13 protein-coding genes are annotated in these 15,295 nt (G+C 69.5%); 3 read left to right on the top strand and 10 right to left on the bottom strand.

Annotated elements, in window-relative coordinates:
* Positions 1-19 precede the first annotated feature (19 nt).
* The gene (locus tag KLK06_RS16230) at positions 20-622 is read left to right on the top strand and encodes a YitT family protein (protein WP_214636308.1); all 603 of its coding nucleotides are present in this window, start codon (positions 20-22) and stop codon (positions 620-622) included.
* A 78-nt stretch (positions 623-700) separates the two neighbouring features.
* Positions 701-2,464: a glycoside hydrolase family 15 protein gene (locus KLK06_RS16225; RefSeq protein ID WP_214636307.1), complete on the top strand. Its 1,764-nt coding sequence runs from the start codon at positions 701-703 to the stop codon at positions 2,462-2,464.
* A gap of 18 nt (positions 2,465-2,482) precedes the next feature.
* Here the strand turns inward: KLK06_RS16225 and KLK06_RS16220 are convergent, their stop codons facing one another.
* Positions 2,483-3,352 (bottom strand): hypothetical protein, encoded by an 870-nt coding sequence (locus KLK06_RS16220; RefSeq protein WP_214636306.1) that lies wholly within the window; start codon positions 3,350-3,352, stop codon positions 2,483-2,485.
* Between the two features lie 43 nt (positions 3,353-3,395).
* Complete coding sequence (locus KLK06_RS16215; RefSeq protein ID WP_214636305.1) at positions 3,396-4,289, bottom strand: LD-carboxypeptidase; 894 nt, start codon at positions 4,287-4,289, stop codon at positions 3,396-3,398.
* Positions 4,290-4,365: 76 nt separating this feature from the next.
* On the opposite strand from KLK06_RS16215, the gene KLK06_RS16210 reads away from it, so the two are divergent.
* Positions 4,366-5,250 (top strand): sulfotransferase, encoded by an 885-nt coding sequence (locus KLK06_RS16210; protein WP_214636304.1) that lies wholly within the window; start codon positions 4,366-4,368, stop codon positions 5,248-5,250.
* Here the strand turns inward: KLK06_RS16210 and KLK06_RS16205 are convergent.
* From KLK06_RS16205 to KLK06_RS16170, 8 genes are all read right to left on the bottom strand, one after another.
* Entirely contained in the window at positions 5,222-7,108 is a 1,887-nt protein-coding gene (locus KLK06_RS16205) for an ABC transporter ATP-binding protein (RefSeq protein WP_214636303.1), read from the bottom strand. The two genes, KLK06_RS16210 and KLK06_RS16205, sit on opposite strands and share 29 nt — an antisense overlap.
* Positions 7,109-7,205: 97 nt before the next feature.
* On the bottom strand, positions 7,206-8,027 hold the full coding sequence (locus KLK06_RS16200; protein WP_214636302.1) for an enoyl-CoA hydratase/isomerase family protein: 822 nt from the start codon (positions 8,025-8,027) through the stop codon (positions 7,206-7,208).
* A gap of 120 nt (positions 8,028-8,147) precedes the next feature.
* Positions 8,148-8,363: a helix-turn-helix domain-containing protein gene (locus tag KLK06_RS16195; RefSeq protein ID WP_020547488.1), complete on the bottom strand. Its 216-nt coding sequence runs from the start codon at positions 8,361-8,363 to the stop codon at positions 8,148-8,150.
* A gap of 113 nt (positions 8,364-8,476) precedes the next feature.
* Entirely contained in the window at positions 8,477-10,075 is a 1,599-nt protein-coding gene (locus KLK06_RS16190) for an ABC-F family ATP-binding cassette domain-containing protein (protein ID WP_214636301.1), read from the bottom strand.
* 115 nt (positions 10,076-10,190) lie between these two features.
* Positions 10,191-12,779 (bottom strand): Tat pathway signal sequence domain protein, encoded by a 2,589-nt coding sequence (locus tag KLK06_RS16185; protein WP_214636300.1) that lies wholly within the window; start codon positions 12,777-12,779, stop codon positions 10,191-10,193.
* Positions 12,776-13,396 carry a rhamnogalacturonan acetylesterase gene (locus KLK06_RS16180; RefSeq protein WP_214636299.1) on the bottom strand — a complete coding sequence of 207 codons (621 nt, stop codon included), beginning with the start codon at positions 13,394-13,396 and terminating at the stop codon, positions 12,776-12,778. Before KLK06_RS16180 ends, KLK06_RS16185 begins: the two co-directional genes overlap by 4 nt.
* Positions 13,393-14,277 (bottom strand): carbohydrate ABC transporter permease, encoded by an 885-nt coding sequence (locus KLK06_RS16175; protein WP_214636298.1) that lies wholly within the window; start codon positions 14,275-14,277, stop codon positions 13,393-13,395. The genes KLK06_RS16180 and KLK06_RS16175 overlap by 4 nt, the downstream gene beginning before the upstream one ends.
* An 11-nt stretch (positions 14,278-14,288) precedes the next feature.
* Entirely contained in the window at positions 14,289-15,260 is a 972-nt protein-coding gene (locus KLK06_RS16170) for an ABC transporter permease subunit (protein ID WP_308168280.1), read from the bottom strand.
* Positions 15,261-15,295: the final 35 nt, after the last annotated feature.

Here is a 15,295-nt window from a genome sequence, read left to right as displayed (position 1 = left end):
CTGCCACTCTGAGACCACTATGAGCGAAGCATCCGTCCCACGCCCGAACACCCTGCCCATCCGCCTCCTGCGCCTCTACGGTGGCCTGGCGTTGTACGGGACGGGCATCGGCTTCCAGATCGACTCCGGGCTTGGCAACGCCCCATGGAACGCCCTCCACCAGGGCCTGGCCATGCGGACGGGCCTGTCGATCGGGACGGTCATCATCATGGTCGGCGCGCTGGTGATGCTGCTGTGGATCCCGCTGAAGGAGAAGCCCGGACTCGGCACGATCAGCAACGTCGTCTTCGTGGGCCTGTTCGCCGACGCCGCCGTCTACCTGCTGCCCACCGCCACGTACTGGGCGGCGAGCTGGCTGTACCTGGTGCTCAGCGTGGTGTCGATCGCGCTGGCCACCGTCCTGTACATCGGCGCGGGGCTGGGCGCGGGACCGCGTGACGGCATCATGACCGGCCTGACCCAGCTCGGCCTGTCGCTCCGGCTCAGCCGCCTGCTCATCGAGATCACGGTGCTGGCCCTCGGCTGGCTGCTCGGCGGCACGGTCGGCATCGCGACCCTGGTCTACGCCCTGGCCATCGGCCCGGTGACCCAGCTGTTCGCCCGCCGGTTCCCCCTGACGTGATCTCGCGGCCGCGCCCGCTCACGACGCGACGTGCGCGCAGCGGCCGCGAGATCGCCTTCCCGCCGGTAGCGTCGGTACATGCGGATCGAGGATTACGCGCTCATCGGCGACATGCAGTCAGCGGCCCTGGTCGGCAGAGACGGTTCCATCGACTGGCTCTGCCTGCCCAGGTTCGACTCCCCCTCCTGTTTCACGGCGCTGCTCGGCAGCGAGCGCAACGGCCACTGGTGGCTCGGCCCCACCGGCAGGCGGGCCGCCACGCGGCGGCGCTACCGGCCCGACACGCTGATCCTGGAGAGCGAGTGGGACACCCCGACGGGCACGGTCCGCGTGATCGACTTCATGCCACCGCGTGACCGCAACCCCGACGTGGTCCGCATCGTCGAGGGCGTCTCCGGCACGGTCGAGATGTCCACGCAGCTCAGGGTCCGCTTCGACTACGGCAGGATCGTGCCGTGGGTGCGCCGCACCAACGGCCACCTGCAGGCGATCGGCGGCCCGGACTCGATCTGGCTGCACTCCCCCGTCCCGCTCAAGGGCGGCGACTACGCGCACCGCGCCACCTTCACCGTCAAGGAGGGCGAACGGCTGCCGTTCGTGTTCACCTGGCACCCGTCGCACCAGCCGATGCCGCCGCGGATCCACGCCGAGACCCAGCTCGCCGAGACCGAGGCGATGTGGGCCGAATGGGTGGCCAAATGCACCTATGAAGGCCCGTACCGCGAGGCCGTCGTCCGCTCGCTGATCACGCTCAAGGGCCTCATCTACGACCCCACCGGCGGCATCGTGGCCGCCCCCACCACCTCCATCCCCGAGGACCTGGGCGGCGTGCGCAACTGGGACTACCGCTACTGCTGGCTGCGCGACGCGACGATGACGCTCGACGCGCTGATCAACTCCGGCTATCTGGACGAGGCCGCCGCCTGGCGGTCGTGGCTGCTGCGCGCGATCGCCGGCCGCCCGCAGGACCTGCAGATCATGTACGGCGTCGCGGGCGAGCGCCGGCTGCCGGAGATGCAGCTCGACTGGCTCGACGGCTACGAGGACTCCCGGCCGGTCAGGATCGGCAACCAGGCCGTCAAGCAGCTCCAGCTCGACGTCTACGGCGAGGTGATGAGCTGTCTGTTCGTCTCCAGGACCTCCGGCCTGGCCGCCGACGACCGCGCGTGGGCGATCCAGCGCCAGTTGCTGGACTACGTGGCCGAGCACTGGGACGAGCCCGACGAGGGGCTGTGGGAGGTACGCGGCCCGCGCCGGCACTTCACCCACTCCAAGATGATGTGCTGGGTGGCGCTCGACCGGGCCGTCCAGTACGTGGAGCGCTTCGGCAGGACCGGTCCCGTCGACCGGTGGCGGGAGCTGCGCGACGCCGTCCACGCCGAGATCTGCGAGAAGGGCTTCGACGCCAGGCGCAACACCTTCACCCAGTCCTACGGCTCGCCGGACGTCGACGCCGCGCTGCTGCTCATGCCCCTCGTGGGGTTCCTGCCGGTCGACGACCCGCGCGTGGCCGGCACGGTGGCGGCCATCGAGAAGGAGCTGCTGTCCGACGGTTTCGTGCTGCGCTACCCGGTGGCCGAGGACAACGACGTCGACGGGCTGCCCGGCGGCGAGGGCGCGTTCCTGGCGTGCAGCTTCTGGCTGGTCGAGGTGATGGCCATGCAGGGGCGCAAGGAGGAGGCCAAGCAGTTGTTCGAGCGGTTGCTGGCGCTGCGCAACGACGTGGGCCTGCTGGCCGAGGAGTACGACCCGCGATACGCCCGGATGGTGGGAAATTTCCCCCAGGCGTTCAGCCACGTCCCCCTCGTACACGCCGCCCGCGCGCTCTCCCAGCCCGGCTGAGCCCTACCGGCCCGGCCGTCAGACGGCGAGCCGGGCCAGCACCTTGGCGAACTCCGGCGGCGGCGCCACCACCAGGCGGGCCAGGCCGTCCTGCAGGACGATGTCCGCCCTGATGAGCGTCAGCCGTCCCTCGTGCCACCAGTAGACCTGCGGGCTGAGCCCGTCGGTGCGTACGGCGTGCACGCGCAGGCGCTCCAGCGCCCGCACCACGCCGATCCCGTCGACCGGGTGCACGATCAGTGTGTACGGGTCCGGAAGCACCACGAGCACCCCGTCGGCGGGTATCGGCAGGTAGTCGCCGAGCCAGCGCAGGTGGGTGGCCGCGGCCGGGGTGCGGCCGGTCAGGCGCCACACCGGCGTGCCCGACAGCTCGATGGCCTCGAGTTCCAGCCGCTCGTCCTGCCCGACGTTCGTGATGGCCAGCTCTAGCGCCCGGCCCGACGGGACGGGCCAGCAGCCGGCCTCCTCGGGGCGTACCGGCCTGGAGCCCACCGTGAGCAGCTCGACCAGGTCGCCGTTGAGATGGCGGCCCACCACCCTGGTCAGGTCGGCGACCTCGTCGACCGCCTCGACGCGGGTCCGCAGCAGCGGCTTGACCTGGTCGAGGTCGCAGACGTCGAGCAGTTCGTCGGCCGCCGCGACCGCGTTCGCTAGGTGCTCGGAGACCAGCATGGGCCAGTCGTCCCTGGGCCGGCGGCCCACCTCGCGGCGCAACCCGGTGAGCCTGACCAGGATCTCCCTGTCGCCCCTCAGCGTCAGCGACGCGCCGTCGGCGGCGAAGACGCCGGTGTACCCTAGGGACTCGGCGACGAGCCCGAGCAGCGAGTCGAGATCGATGTCCTCGATCGACCGCCGAGAGGGCTCCCGGTCACGCTTGAACAAGTTCACGCGCCGCGTCCCCTCTGTCCGTTTCATCCCAATGCGTGTATTCCTACCTTGCCTGCTCCTCGTTGCGGAACAGACCAGCCAGCGAGCACGATTCGGTATCGATAGCCCCAAGAGCCCCAAGCCACACACTCATCTGTGGTGTGCCGTGACCCACCGGCAACCCCGCCAGGACAGGCACTCCGAGCGGCAGCAGCCGGTCTTTAAGGACGGGGTAGGGATCTCCGCAGTCCACCCAAGAACCGAGGGCGATCCCCCGCACGCCGTTGAAGGCGCCCGCCTGAACTAACTGGGTGAGCATCCGATCGATCCGGTACGGCTCCTCACCGATGTCCTCCAGCAGCACGATCTTGCCGGCGAACGACGGGTGGTAGCGCGTGCCGCACATGGAGGCGAGCAGCGACAGATTACCGCCCACCAGCACACCCTCGGCCCGGCCGGGAGCCAGCACGCGGTCGCCGACGACCGGCGGCGCCTGGCGGGCCAGGGCGGCCCGCAGGTGCTCCCAGGTACGCGGCTCGGGCCGCTTCTCGTCGGCGATCACGTCGCAGGCCGGCATCGGACCGTGCAGCGTGGGCACGCCCAGCTCCAGCGCGAACGCGTGGTGCAGCGCGGTGATGTCGCTGGACCCGATGAGCGTCTTGGGTCCCGCCGCGCGCATGGCGGCCCAGTCGAGCAGGCCGAGCAGCCTGGCCGCGCCGTAGCCGCCCCTGGCGCAGAACACCGTGGAGACGGCCGGATCGCACCAGGCGGCCTGCAGGTCCGCGGCGCGCGAGGCGTCGGCTCCGGCGAGGTAGGGCAGCTCCTGGCGGCCGAGCACGTGCTCGCCGACCACGACCTTCAGCCCGAGCCCCTCCAGGCGCTCGACCCCCCGTCTGAGCAGGATGGCGTTCGGCGGGCCCGACGGCGAGACGATGGCGACGGTGTCACCCTGCCGCATCGATCAACTCCTTGACGAGGACCGACGCCGACGTTGGCTTTTTCACCCGCCAAACGGTGTCACACTTACCTCTCGTATGCGACTTCCGCCCCACATCCTCGTGGTCAACGGCATCAAGGTCCGCAGGCCGGTCTTCCTGCTCGGTGCTCCGCACTCCGGCGCGGACCTGCTCGCCCGCGCCCTGAAACGCTCCCCCGGCTTCCACGTGACGATGGGCCGGGCGTCCGTCGCGCACGTGGTCTACGCCTTCGCCCGCAAGCCGTCGATCGGCCAGACGTCGGGGGCCGTACGCGTGCTGCGTGACGCGCTCGCCGAGTCGTGGCAGGTGCTGCCCCGATCGTGCGGCCAGTGCTCCGAGCCGTGCAGGGAGGCCGGCGGCGTCACGGGCATGGGCCCGTGCGTGGCGACGAGCGAGGTGACCAGGTTCGGCGACGGCAGTCCCGACCTGATCTACAGCGCTCCCGTGCTGCTCCAGGCCTTCCCCGACGCCCGGTTCGTGCAGCTCATCCGCGACGGCCGCGACGTGGTCGCCGACATGCTCGACGATCCGGCCTGCCTGGCCTGGTTCAAGCCGGTGATGCTGTCGGAGGAGACCGAGTTCCCCAATCCCTTCCTCGGCGTCAACCGCGACGAGCACCGCGACCGGTGGAAGGGCATGCCGGCCGCGGGCAAGAGCGCCCTGCGCTGGCGCAGCGCCGTACGGCTCAGCGCCACGCTGCGCAAGGAACTGCCTACTGGCCAGCTGCTCACGCTGCGCTACGAGGACCTCGTGCAGAAGCCGGCGGAGCCGGTGGCGGCGCTGACGGAGTTCTTGGAGACGCGCGTCTCCAAGATCGGCTTGTACGGCCCGCGGGTCTCCGAGGTCGGCTCCTGGCGCACCCGCCTGCGGCCCGGCGACCTCACGCTGGTGGAGAAGGTCGCCAGGCAGGAGCTCACGCGGCTGGGCTATTTGAAGAGCTGAACTGGGTGCGGTAGAGCTCGGCGTAGAGCCCGCCGCGCGCCAGCAGCTCCTCGTGGCCGCCCCGCTCGGCGATGCGGCCGTCCTGCACGACGAGGATCTCGTCGGCCTCCCTGATCGTCGACAGGCGGTGCGCGATCACCAGCGAGGTGCGGCCGGCCAGCGCGGTCTTCAGCGCCTGCTGCACGGCCGCCTCCGACTCCGAGTCGAGATGGGCGGTGGCCTCGTCGAGCACCACCACGCGCGGCGCCTTCAGCAGCAGCCTGGCCAGCGCCAGCCGCTGCTTCTCGCCGCCGGACAGCCGGTAGCCGCGGTCGCCCACGACGGTGTCCAGCCCGTCGGGCAGCCCCTCGATGAGGTCGCCTATCTGCGCGGCCCTGAGAGCGTCCCAGATCTCCTCGTCACTCGCCTCTGGCCTGGCGTAACGGAGGTTGGCCCCGATCGTGTCATGGAAGAGATGAGCGTCCTGCATGACCACGCCCACGGTGTCGCGCAGCGAGGCGAGCGTGGCGTCGCGCACGTCGAGCCCGTTGATCCGGACCGCGCCCTCGTTGACGTCGTAGAGCCGGGAGACCAGCGAGGTGATCGTGGTCTTGCCCGCCCCCGAGGGGCCGACCAGGGCGATGAGCCGGCCGGGGCCGGCCGTGAACGACACGCCGCGCAGCACCGGCTGGGACGGGCCCGTGTCCTGCCTGGCCACCGACTCCAGCGAGGCCAGCGACACCTCCTCGGCCGCCGGGTAGCGGAAGTGGACGCCGTCGAACTCGATCGTCACCGGCCCGTCCGGCAGCGGCTTCGCGCCGGGCTTCTGCGACACCATGGGCTTGAGGTCGAGGATCTCGAAGACCCGGTCGAAGCTGACGAGCGCGGTCATCACGTCCACCTGCACGTTGGACAGCGAGGTGAGGGGGCCGTACAACCGCATCAGCAGCGCGGCCAGGGCCACCAGCGTGCCCAGCTCGAAGGCGCCGCCGACGGCCAGCACGCCGCCGATGCCGTAGACCAGCGCGGTGGCCAGCGCCGCGACCAGGCCGAGCGCCACCCGGAACACCGTGCCGTACATCCCGACCGTCACGCCCACGTCGCGCACCCGGGCGGCGCGGGAGCTGTAGACGGCGGCGTCGTCCTCGGGCCGGCCGTACAGCTTGGCCACCATCGCGCCCGCCACGTTGAAGCGCTCGGTGGTGACCGAGCTCATCTCGGCGTCGAGCTGCATCTGCTCGCGGGTCAGCGTGGACATGCGCCGCCCGACCCACTTGGCGGGCACGATGAAGATCGGCAGCAGCACCAGCGCGACCAGCGTCACCTGCCATGACAGCACCAGCATCGCGCCCAGCACCAGGATCAGGCTGATCACGTTGCTGACGACCGACGACAGCGTGCTGGTCACGGCGCGCTGGGCGCCGATCACGTCGCTGTTGAGCCGGCTGACCAGCGCGCCGGTCTGCGCGCGCATGAAGAACGCGACCGGCATGCGCTGCACGTGGTCGAACACCTGCGTGCGCAGGTCGTAGATCAGCCCTTCGCCGATGCGCGCGGAGAACCAGCGCTGCACGAGCGTCAGACCCGCGTCGACCAGCGCGAGCGCGGCGATCGCCACGGCCAGGCCGACCACGACGCCGCTCCGCCTGGGCAGGATGCCGTCATCGATGATCGCCTTCATCAGCAGCGGGTTGGCGATCACGATGACCGCGCCCGCTATCACCAGCAGCAGGAACGCGGTGATCTGCCCGGTATACGGCCGTGCGTAGCGCGCGATGCGCCGGACCGTGCCGGGTGTGAGCCGCTGCTCGGTCACGGAGCCGTCGCGCCGCAGCGACGCCCACACCTGGGGGCCGAAGCCCCCTCCCATCATCGCCATTCGGGGGTCCTCCTCCCCCGGCTCAGCGTTCGGGAAGGCCGTGCGATTCCCGGGTCAGCTCAGCGCGTAAAACCCCACCACCCAGGGCGGAAGCGGCTCAGCCGAACAGCGCTTTGAGGCGCTGTGCCTGCTCGGCCCCTTCCGCGGCGCTCTGCTCCTCCAGGGTGCGCGCCTGCGCCCCCTGGAGGAGTCGCTTGGTCGCCGCCGCCGCGTCCCGGTTGGTCGACAGCAGCTCCGCGATCTTGTCTTGTACGGCCCCCGCCAGGTCGCCCGGTGCGACCACACGTTCGGCGAGGCCGATGCGCATGGCCTCGTCGGCCTCGACGGTCCTGGCGGTCAGGCAGATGTCGATCGCCTTGGCCAGGCCCACCAGCTCGACCAGTGGCTTGGTGCCGGTCAGATCGGGCACCAGCCCCATTGCGGGCTCTTTCATGCAGAACTTAACGTCGTCGGCCACGATGCGCAGGTCGCAGGCGAGCGCGAGCTGGAATCCCGCGCCGATCGCGTGTCCCTGTACGGCCGCGATGGAGACGATCTCTGGTCGGCGAAGCCAAAGGAATCCCTGTTGGAATGTCCTAATGCGCTGCTCGAACGCTGTGGTGTCGAGTCGTGCCGCCGCGCTGAACGAGCCCTGTCCGGGCACTCCCTCAGGCGTGAACATCTGCAGGTCGATGCCTGCCGAGAAGGACGGTCCCTCACCTTTCACGACGACGATGCGCACCTGCTCAGGCAGGTTGCCCCCGATGTCAGCCAGTGCCGCCCAGGTCGCGAACGTCTGTGCGTTGCGCTTACTGGGCCGATCCAGCGCGATCGTCGCGATCTCACCGTCCACCTCGAACCGGAGTCCGATCTCCGCCAGCCGTTCGGCAGAGACTTCCTCCGTGTACCCCCCGCGCTGTGGCGCCTTCGCTTCCGCCATCGCCCGCTCCCTCCTTCGCCTTAGCCGTCGCGCCCGAGCCTATAGAATATGATTCTGGCTCGGGCGCGACGGCGGCTGACTTGGGACGAGCGGCTGCGGTCGCACGTACCGAGGCGGCCGTCAGCGCTTGGACTTGCCTCGGGTCGCTCCCCCGCGCCCGCGCAGAGTCACACCGGACTCGCTCAGGATGCGGTGGATGAACCCGTATGACCGACCGGTCGAAGCGGCCAGGGCGCGGATGCTCTCGCCCGCGGCGTAGCGCTTCTTAAGATCGCCGGCCAGTTTTTCACGATCGGCCCCGGTGACCCGGGTGCCCTTCTTCAGTGTCTCGGCCACGAGTACCTCCTGTAGTGCCGGACTTCCGCAGCGTTACTCCGCCATGATCAGTCATTTCAGCGGGATCGGCTACCTACTCCACGGGAAAAGATCCGTACCCACCCAAATTAAGATCAGGCAAGTGCCACAAGATCGGAAAATTCTTCGCTCCATGCGTCTTCAGTTCCGTCTGGTAGCAAGATCACCCTATCCGGTGACAGGGCGTCAACGGCACCCTCGTCATGGGTAACCAGGACGATTGCTCCTGAATACGACCTCAGAGCGTTCAGAACTTGCTCGCGGCTGACTGGATCTAGGTTGTTCGTGGGCTCATCGAGCAGAAGTACGTTCGCACTCGAGAGGACCAGCATGGCCAGTGCCAGCCGGGTCTTCTCGCCGCCGGACAGCACACCCGCCGGCTTGTCGGCGTCGTCGCCGGAGAACAGGAAGGAGCCGAGCACCTTGCGCAACTCGGTGTCGGTGAACTCGCCACCGGCCGAGCGCATGTTCTCCAGGAGGGTCCTGTCGGCCTCGAGAGTCTCGTGCTCCTGGGCGTAATAGCCGACCTTGAGGCCGTGGCCGGGCCTGATCTCGCCGCTGTCGGGTTGTTCGACCCCGCCCAGGATCCTCAGCAACGTGGTCTTGCCCGCGCCGTTGAGTCCGAGGATCACGACTCGGTGACCTCGGTCGATGGCCACGTCGATGTCGGTGAAGACCTCCAGCGAGCCGTACGTCTTGGACAGGCCCGCACCCGTCAGGGGCGTGCGCCCGCAGGGCAGCGGGTCGGGGAAGCGCAGCTTGGCGACCTTGTCGCTCTGGCGCTCCTCCTCCGTGCCGGCCAGCAGCCGGTGCGCGCGGCGCATCATGTCCTGGGCGGCCTTGGCCTTGGTGGCCTTGGCCCGCATCTTGTCGGCCTGCGAGAGCAGCGCGCCCGCCTGCTTCTCGGCGTTGGCCCGCTCGCGCTTCCTGCGCTTCTCGTCGGTCTCGCGCTGAGCCAGATAGGCTTTCCAGCCGACGTTGTAGTGGTCGATCACACTGCGGTTGGCGTCCAGGTGCAGCACCTTGTTGACCGTCGCTTCAAGAAGGCCCACGTCGTGACTGATGATCACCAAGCCGCCCTGATGCGATCGCAAAAAATCACGAAGCCACCCGATTGAGTCCGCATCTAGGTGGTTTGTCGGCTCGTCGAGAAGGAGAGTTTCCGCTCCGCTGAAAAGAATGCGTGCCAATTCCACACGCCTTCGCTGGCCGCCTGAAAGCGTTTTCAGTGGCTGTCCGAGCACCCGGTCGGGCAGGCCGAGACTGGAGGCGATGGAGGCGGCCTCGGACTCGGCCGCGTAGCCGCCGAGCACGTGCATCTGGTCTTCGAGCCTGCCGTACTGCCGGACGGCCTTGTCGCGGGTGCGCACGTCGGCGGAGGACATGCCGACCTCGGCCTCGCGCAGCTTGCGCAGCACCTCGTCGAGCCCTCTCGCCGACAGGATGCGGTCGCGGGCGAGCACCTGCAGGTCGCCGGTGCGCGGGTCCTGCGGCAGGTAGCCGACGCTGCCGCTGGTGGTGACGGTGCCGGCGGCGGGCATCCCCTCGCCGGCCAGCACCTTGGTCAGCGTGGTCTTGCCCGCGCCGTTGCGGCCGACGAGGCCGATCTTGTCGCCGGGATTGACCCGGAAGGAGGCGTTCTCTATGAGCAGGCGCGCACCCGCGCGCAGCTCGATGTCACTGGCGATGATCATGATTGACGGAACACTCCCGAGCTAGGGGTAAGAAGAGTTGGGCGTGGCGACGCCGGTCAATCGGGAGTGTGCATACAGATCAGTGTAGGGCCCCCGCCGGGAGCCCCACCTCTGCTTAATCCGTCGGCAGGTGGTCGCCGATCAGCGCCAGGTTCTGGATCGCGGCCAGGCCGTACTGGGCGGCGTCGTTGGTGGAGACGAACGGCGCCTCCAGCACGTGCGCCAGGACGTGCGGCTCCTCGACGCGGGTTAGACGCCAGTCCGGCTCGCGCTGCAAGGGGTTGCGGTTGAGCTGGTCGCCCTCGTCGAGGAAGAACTTGCGCCAGGCCAGAGCGGCCAGCCCGGCGTCGCCCGAGCGGACGGCGGCGTACGCGGTGAGGCGGCTGTGCGCCTGCACCAGCGAGATGCCGCTCAGCGGGTGGCCCACCTCGGCGGCCTGCTGCTCGGCGGGGGCGAGGTAGAGCCGGCAGTAGTCCAGCCAGGCCCGCTCGAACCCGGGCACGTCCAGGCCGAGCGAGATGAGCTCGGAACACATCTCGGGCAGCCCGAAGACCGACGACAGGTGGGAGACGGAGATCTGGTCGCGGGAGGTGTCGAACCGGCCCGTGGCCAGGTCCAGGCGGGCCTCGCCGGTCAGAAACCCCCGTGGCAGCGCGCCGATGCTGGCCATCGTGCCCAGCAGCCGGTCCTTGGCGTGCTCGTCGCCGTGGCGCTCCCACCGGGTGAGCCAGGCCGCCACGAGCGAACCCCAGTCGGTGCCGAGCCCGACCGCCAGGGCGGACGGGTCGGGGGTGTAGACGTCCTCGCGCACCTTGCGCGTGGGGTCGATCGCGAGGAACGTCTCCTCGGGCCTGGCCAGCTCGTCGAGCAGGTCGCCGGTGCGCTCGTCGGCGGTCAGGTAGTAGAAGAAGCGCCGGTAGGCGGCGTTGGAGATGCGCAGCTGCTTGGCGCTGCATCCCCAGTGCTGCACGTTGTGCCTGGTGCCCAGGCCCTTCCAGCGGCCGAGATGATAGACGTCGACCTCGCCGGTGTGACGGGTCATGGCCTCGGCGAAGCGGAAGACGTCGGCCCGTCCCGTGCGCAGATACTGGTACCAGAGCCACAGGTCGGGCGAGAGCTCGGAGTTGTCCCACGCGTAGCCGCCGACGTCGTAGCGCCAGGTGTGCCGGTCGGCGTCGTAGGTGTGCATCACGTCGCCGTAGTCCCAGAACCCGTACCACCTGCGCTGCTCCCGCTCGCGCCGGTAGAAGTCGAACAGCAGGTCCAGCCGATCCTCGATCGCGGCATGGGCGGGCGTGGCGCGGTCGGGCAGCGCCCAGTCGCCGAACACGCCCGCCTCGCGGACGCGTTCCGGGGCGGCGGTCAGCAGCGCCGGCTCGTTCATCGCGGCCGCGTGCCCGGCCAGGGCCGCCGACGACGGCGTCGCGTCGTGGACGCGCAGCGTGAGTTCGTGGGTACGGGCGATGCCGTGGGCGTCGCCGAAGCCCGGCTCGTAGTCCTCGTAGGTGATCTCCAGGCCCTCCAGCTGCTCGGCGAAGGTGTCCTGGCCCATGCCGTCGTGGTAGAAGCGCAGGTCCATGGCGGGCGCGGAGGGCGACCAGAGCCAGACGGTCGCGGTGGCCAGGCCGGTGGCGGCGCCCCTGATGTCGAGCCGGGTCGGGTGCAGCCGCCAGAAGTCGCGCAGGCCGAAGCCGAGGCCGCCGCTCGCGCCGCCGAGGTAGCCGTACCCGGCCGAGCGGGTGCCCGACGGGACGGTCACCCAGGCGTGGCCGTCGGCGGTGCGTTTGCGCAGGGTGAAGCCGTCGGCCGAGGTCTGGTCGAGGGTGTGGTCGTTCCACGCGGGGATGAGGTGCAGGCGGTTCGCCACCTCGGGGTTGCCGATCGGGCCGCACGGCCGGCCTTCGACCTGGGCCCGCCGTACGGCCTCGCCCGGGTCGCGGCGCAGCCCGGTCAGGCCGCGTACGGCCTCGGTGAGGAAGCCGTCCTGTCCGGCCAGCCGCACGTGGCGGTCGTGGAGCTCGTCGCGCATGACCACGTCGGCGCGCAGGCCGAGCCCGGCCAGGAAGTCCCGCTCCGGGTCGCCGTCCCAGACGAACGTGTGCATGACGCGCACGTCCTCGGCGCCCGCGTAGAAGTACAGGCGGACGGTGAACGGCAGCCGGCCGCCGTGATCGCCCGTCAGCCGGATCACGGCCCGGACGGGGCCGTCCTGCTCGACGGTGACCTCGCGGACGATCCCCGTGGCCTGCTCGCGGGTGACGGTGCCGGCGTCGTCCGGGGTGGGGCCGTCCTGGTGGAGGCTGATCAGGCGGACGTCCCTGGCGATCTCGCGGGAGCCGTGGGAGACGGAGCGCGCCAGCGTGTCCCCCGTCTCCTCGATCGTCCAGGTGACGGGGCCCGTGCTCACCCGCAGCGCACCGTCCTCGTGGACGACGGTGACGGGCCGCTCCGGCACGGCGGCCGGTCGCTCCTTCGTGAGCTCGTACGACGCGGCGGGTTCGCGCTGCGGCCCGATCGCGTGCGCCGACCACTTGACCGACCCGTCCGGCCAGGTGGCCGTCACCCAGCTCTGCACCGGCACCCCACGGCCCTCGGGATCGGTGAGCGCGAACGGCGCCGTCCGCTCGACGGCGCCCCTCGGCCACGGCACTCCCCAGGTCACGCCCTGCTCCTTGGGGTGGTCCAGCCAGTTCAGCGTCGTCAAAAGATCTCCTTGAGTCGCTCGGCGACCATCACCGCCACCTCGTCGGCGCCGCGGAAGCAGAAGTGGGTGTCGTCGGCCACGCCGTCGGGATAGAGCGGGTGCTCGCCGGGCGCGAAATGGGTGAACAGGGCCTTGGAGCCCTCGGGTCCGAGCCGCTCGTACAGCTCGGTGGTCGCGACGGTCAGGTCGATCAGCGGCAGGCCCTCGGCCGCCGCCAGCTCGCGCACCTGGCCGGGACAGCCGCCATGGGTCGGCACCAGCCGGTCGCCGTCGAACCTGCGCCGCTGCACCGGCGTGCACAACACCGGCAGCGCGCCCGCCCGCCGCGCCTCCTCGGCGAAGAGGCGGAGATTCTCCCGGTACGGCAGGCCGGGTTCCTTCTGGTCGTTGTGCCCGAACTGGATCACCACGACGTCGCCGGGGGTGACCTCCAGCAGCAGCGCCGCCCACAGCCCCTCGGCCCGGTGGCTCGCGGTGGTGGCGCCGCCCTTGGCGAAGTTGCGCACCGGGCCGCCGGTGTGGGCCGCGAGCTGCGCGCCCCACCCCGACATGGGCGCCTCGGCCGCCGGGCAGGAGGCGACGGTCGAGTCACCCGCCAGCAGGACCGTACGGGTCACTCCTTGACCGACCCGAGCAGCACACCCTTGGAGAAGTGCTTCTGCAGGAACGGGTAGAACAGCAGGATCGGCAGCGTCGCGATGACGACCACCGCGAACTTCAGTCCCTGGGTGGGGAAGAACACCGACTCCAGCATGGCCATCGCGTTCTGGGCGTCGGGGCTGGTCAGCTGCCTGACGAGCACCTGGAGCGTCCACTTCTTGGAGTCGTCGATGTACAGCAGCGGCGACATGTAGTCGTTCCAGATGCCCACCGCGTAGAACAGCGAGAACGTCGCGATGATCGGCTTCGAGAGCGGCAGCACGATCTTGAAGAAGACGCCCATCTCGTTGCAGCCGTCGATGCGCGCCGCCTCCTCCAGCGCCTGCGGCAGCTCCTGGAAGAAGCTCTTCACGATGATCAGATAGAAGGGGTTGATCGCCAGCGGCAGGATCAGCGCCCAGTAGCTGTCGAGCATCCCCAGGTCCCGCACCACCAGATAGGTGGGGATCATGCCGCCGGTGAAGACGAGCGTGAAGATGACCAGGTTGAGGACCAGCGTCCGTCCCGGCAGGTACCGCTTGGCCAGCGGGTAGGCCATCGTGAACGTCAGCAGCACCTGCACCACCGTGCCCACCGCCGTCACGCAGATCGTGGTGAGCAGCGCCCGGACGAACGTGCCCGAGTCGAAGATGTACTCGTAGGTGGTGGTGACGAACTTCTCCGGCCACAGGAAGAACGGCCGTGAGGCGATCTCCGCCTCCGAGGCGAACGACCCGGCCAGCACGTACATCAGCGGCAGGATCGTGATCAGCGCCAGGAACGACAGCAGGGCGATGTTGAGCACGTCGAACACGCGGCTGCCGAGCGTGTGCTGGTGTGTGGTCGACTGGTTGGGCATACAAGCGCTCCTTAGAACAGTCCACGCTGGCCGAGGCGCTTGGCCAGCCAGTTGGAGCCGAAGATCAGGAGGACGCCCACCAGTCCCTTGAACAGGCCGACGGCCGTGGAGTAGCTGAAGGCGCCCTGGGTGATGCCCATGTAGTAGACGAAGGTGTCGAACACGTCCGCCGACGAGCGGTTCAGCGCGCCGGTCATCAGCCAGATCTGCTCGAAACCGGTATCGAGCAGGTGACCCGAGGTCAGGACGGCCATCACCACGATCGTGGGCCGGATCGCGGGCAGCGTGATGTGCCAGAACTGCCGGAAGCGCCCGGCGCCGTCCATGCGGGCCGCCTCGTACAGGTCGGTGTTCACGCCCGCCAGCGCGGCCAGGTAGATGATCGTGCCCCAGCCGGTCTGCTTCCACAGCAGCTGGAAGACGATGATCGGCCGGAACCAGTCAGGCTGGGCCACGTAGTCGATCTTCTTGCCGCCGAGCAACTCGTGGAAGAAAGTGGCGATCACCCCGAAGTCCACGGAGAACAGCAGGTACGTCAGCGAGGCGACGATCGTCCAGGACAGGAAGTGCGGAATGTAGACCAGCGACTGGATCGACCGCTTGAGCACGCTGTGCCGCAGCTCGTTCAGCATGAGCGCGACGATGATCGGCGCGGGGAAGACGAAGACCGCCGTCAGCAGCGCCAGGATGAGCGTGTTGAACATCAGGCGGCCGAAGTCCGGCCCGTTGAACAGTTCCTCGAAGTGCTTGAAGCCGACCCACGGGCTGCCGGAGTAGCCGAGGAACGGCAGGAAGTCCTGGAAGGCGATGGTCACGCCGTACATCGGCAGGTACTTGAAGACGATGAAGTACGCGAGACCGGGCAGCAGCATCAGGTACAGCCAGCGGTAACGCAGCAGGGCGGTGCGGAACGTCAGCCTCTCGCGGCGGCGCCCGGGTTTGGTGGCCGCCCTCGTGGGAGGCGGCGCCAGGTCGGTGGCCACAGCCACCTCCTTTCACAGAAGGGGCCCGGGAATGT

Source organism: Nonomuraea sp. NEAU-A123 (genome assembly GCF_018603905.1).
Taxonomy (GTDB): domain Bacteria; phylum Actinomycetota; class Actinomycetes; order Streptosporangiales; family Streptosporangiaceae; genus Nonomuraea.
The sequence above is the reverse complement of the archived record's forward strand: the minus strand, read 5'-3'. Positions and strand labels throughout refer to the sequence as shown.

Excerpts from the sequence above, each read along its gene's own strand:
- KLK06_RS16230 (WP_214636308.1), top strand. The coding sequence starts at position 20 with ATGAGCGAAGCATCCGTCCCACGCCCGAACACCCTGCCCATCCGCCTC.
- KLK06_RS16225 (WP_214636307.1), top strand. The coding sequence starts at position 701 with ATGCGGATCGAGGATTACGCGCTCATCGGCGACATGCAGTCAGCGGCC.
- KLK06_RS16215 (WP_214636305.1), bottom strand. The coding sequence starts at position 4,289 with ATGCGGCAGGGTGACACCGTCGCCATCGTCTCGCCGTCGGGCCCGCCG.
- KLK06_RS16210 (WP_214636304.1), top strand. The coding sequence starts at position 4,366 with ATGCGACTTCCGCCCCACATCCTCGTGGTCAACGGCATCAAGGTCCGC.
- KLK06_RS16205 (WP_214636303.1), bottom strand. The coding sequence starts at position 7,108 with ATGGCGATGATGGGAGGGGGCTTCGGCCCCCAGGTGTGGGCGTCGCTG.
- KLK06_RS16200 (WP_214636302.1), bottom strand. The coding sequence starts at position 8,027 with ATGGCGGAAGCGAAGGCGCCACAGCGCGGGGGGTACACGGAGGAAGTC.
- KLK06_RS16190 (WP_214636301.1), bottom strand. The coding sequence starts at position 10,075 with ATGATCATCGCCAGTGACATCGAGCTGCGCGCGGGTGCGCGCCTGCTC.
- KLK06_RS16175 (WP_214636298.1), bottom strand. The coding sequence starts at position 14,277 with ATGCCCAACCAGTCGACCACACACCAGCACACGCTCGGCAGCCGCGTG.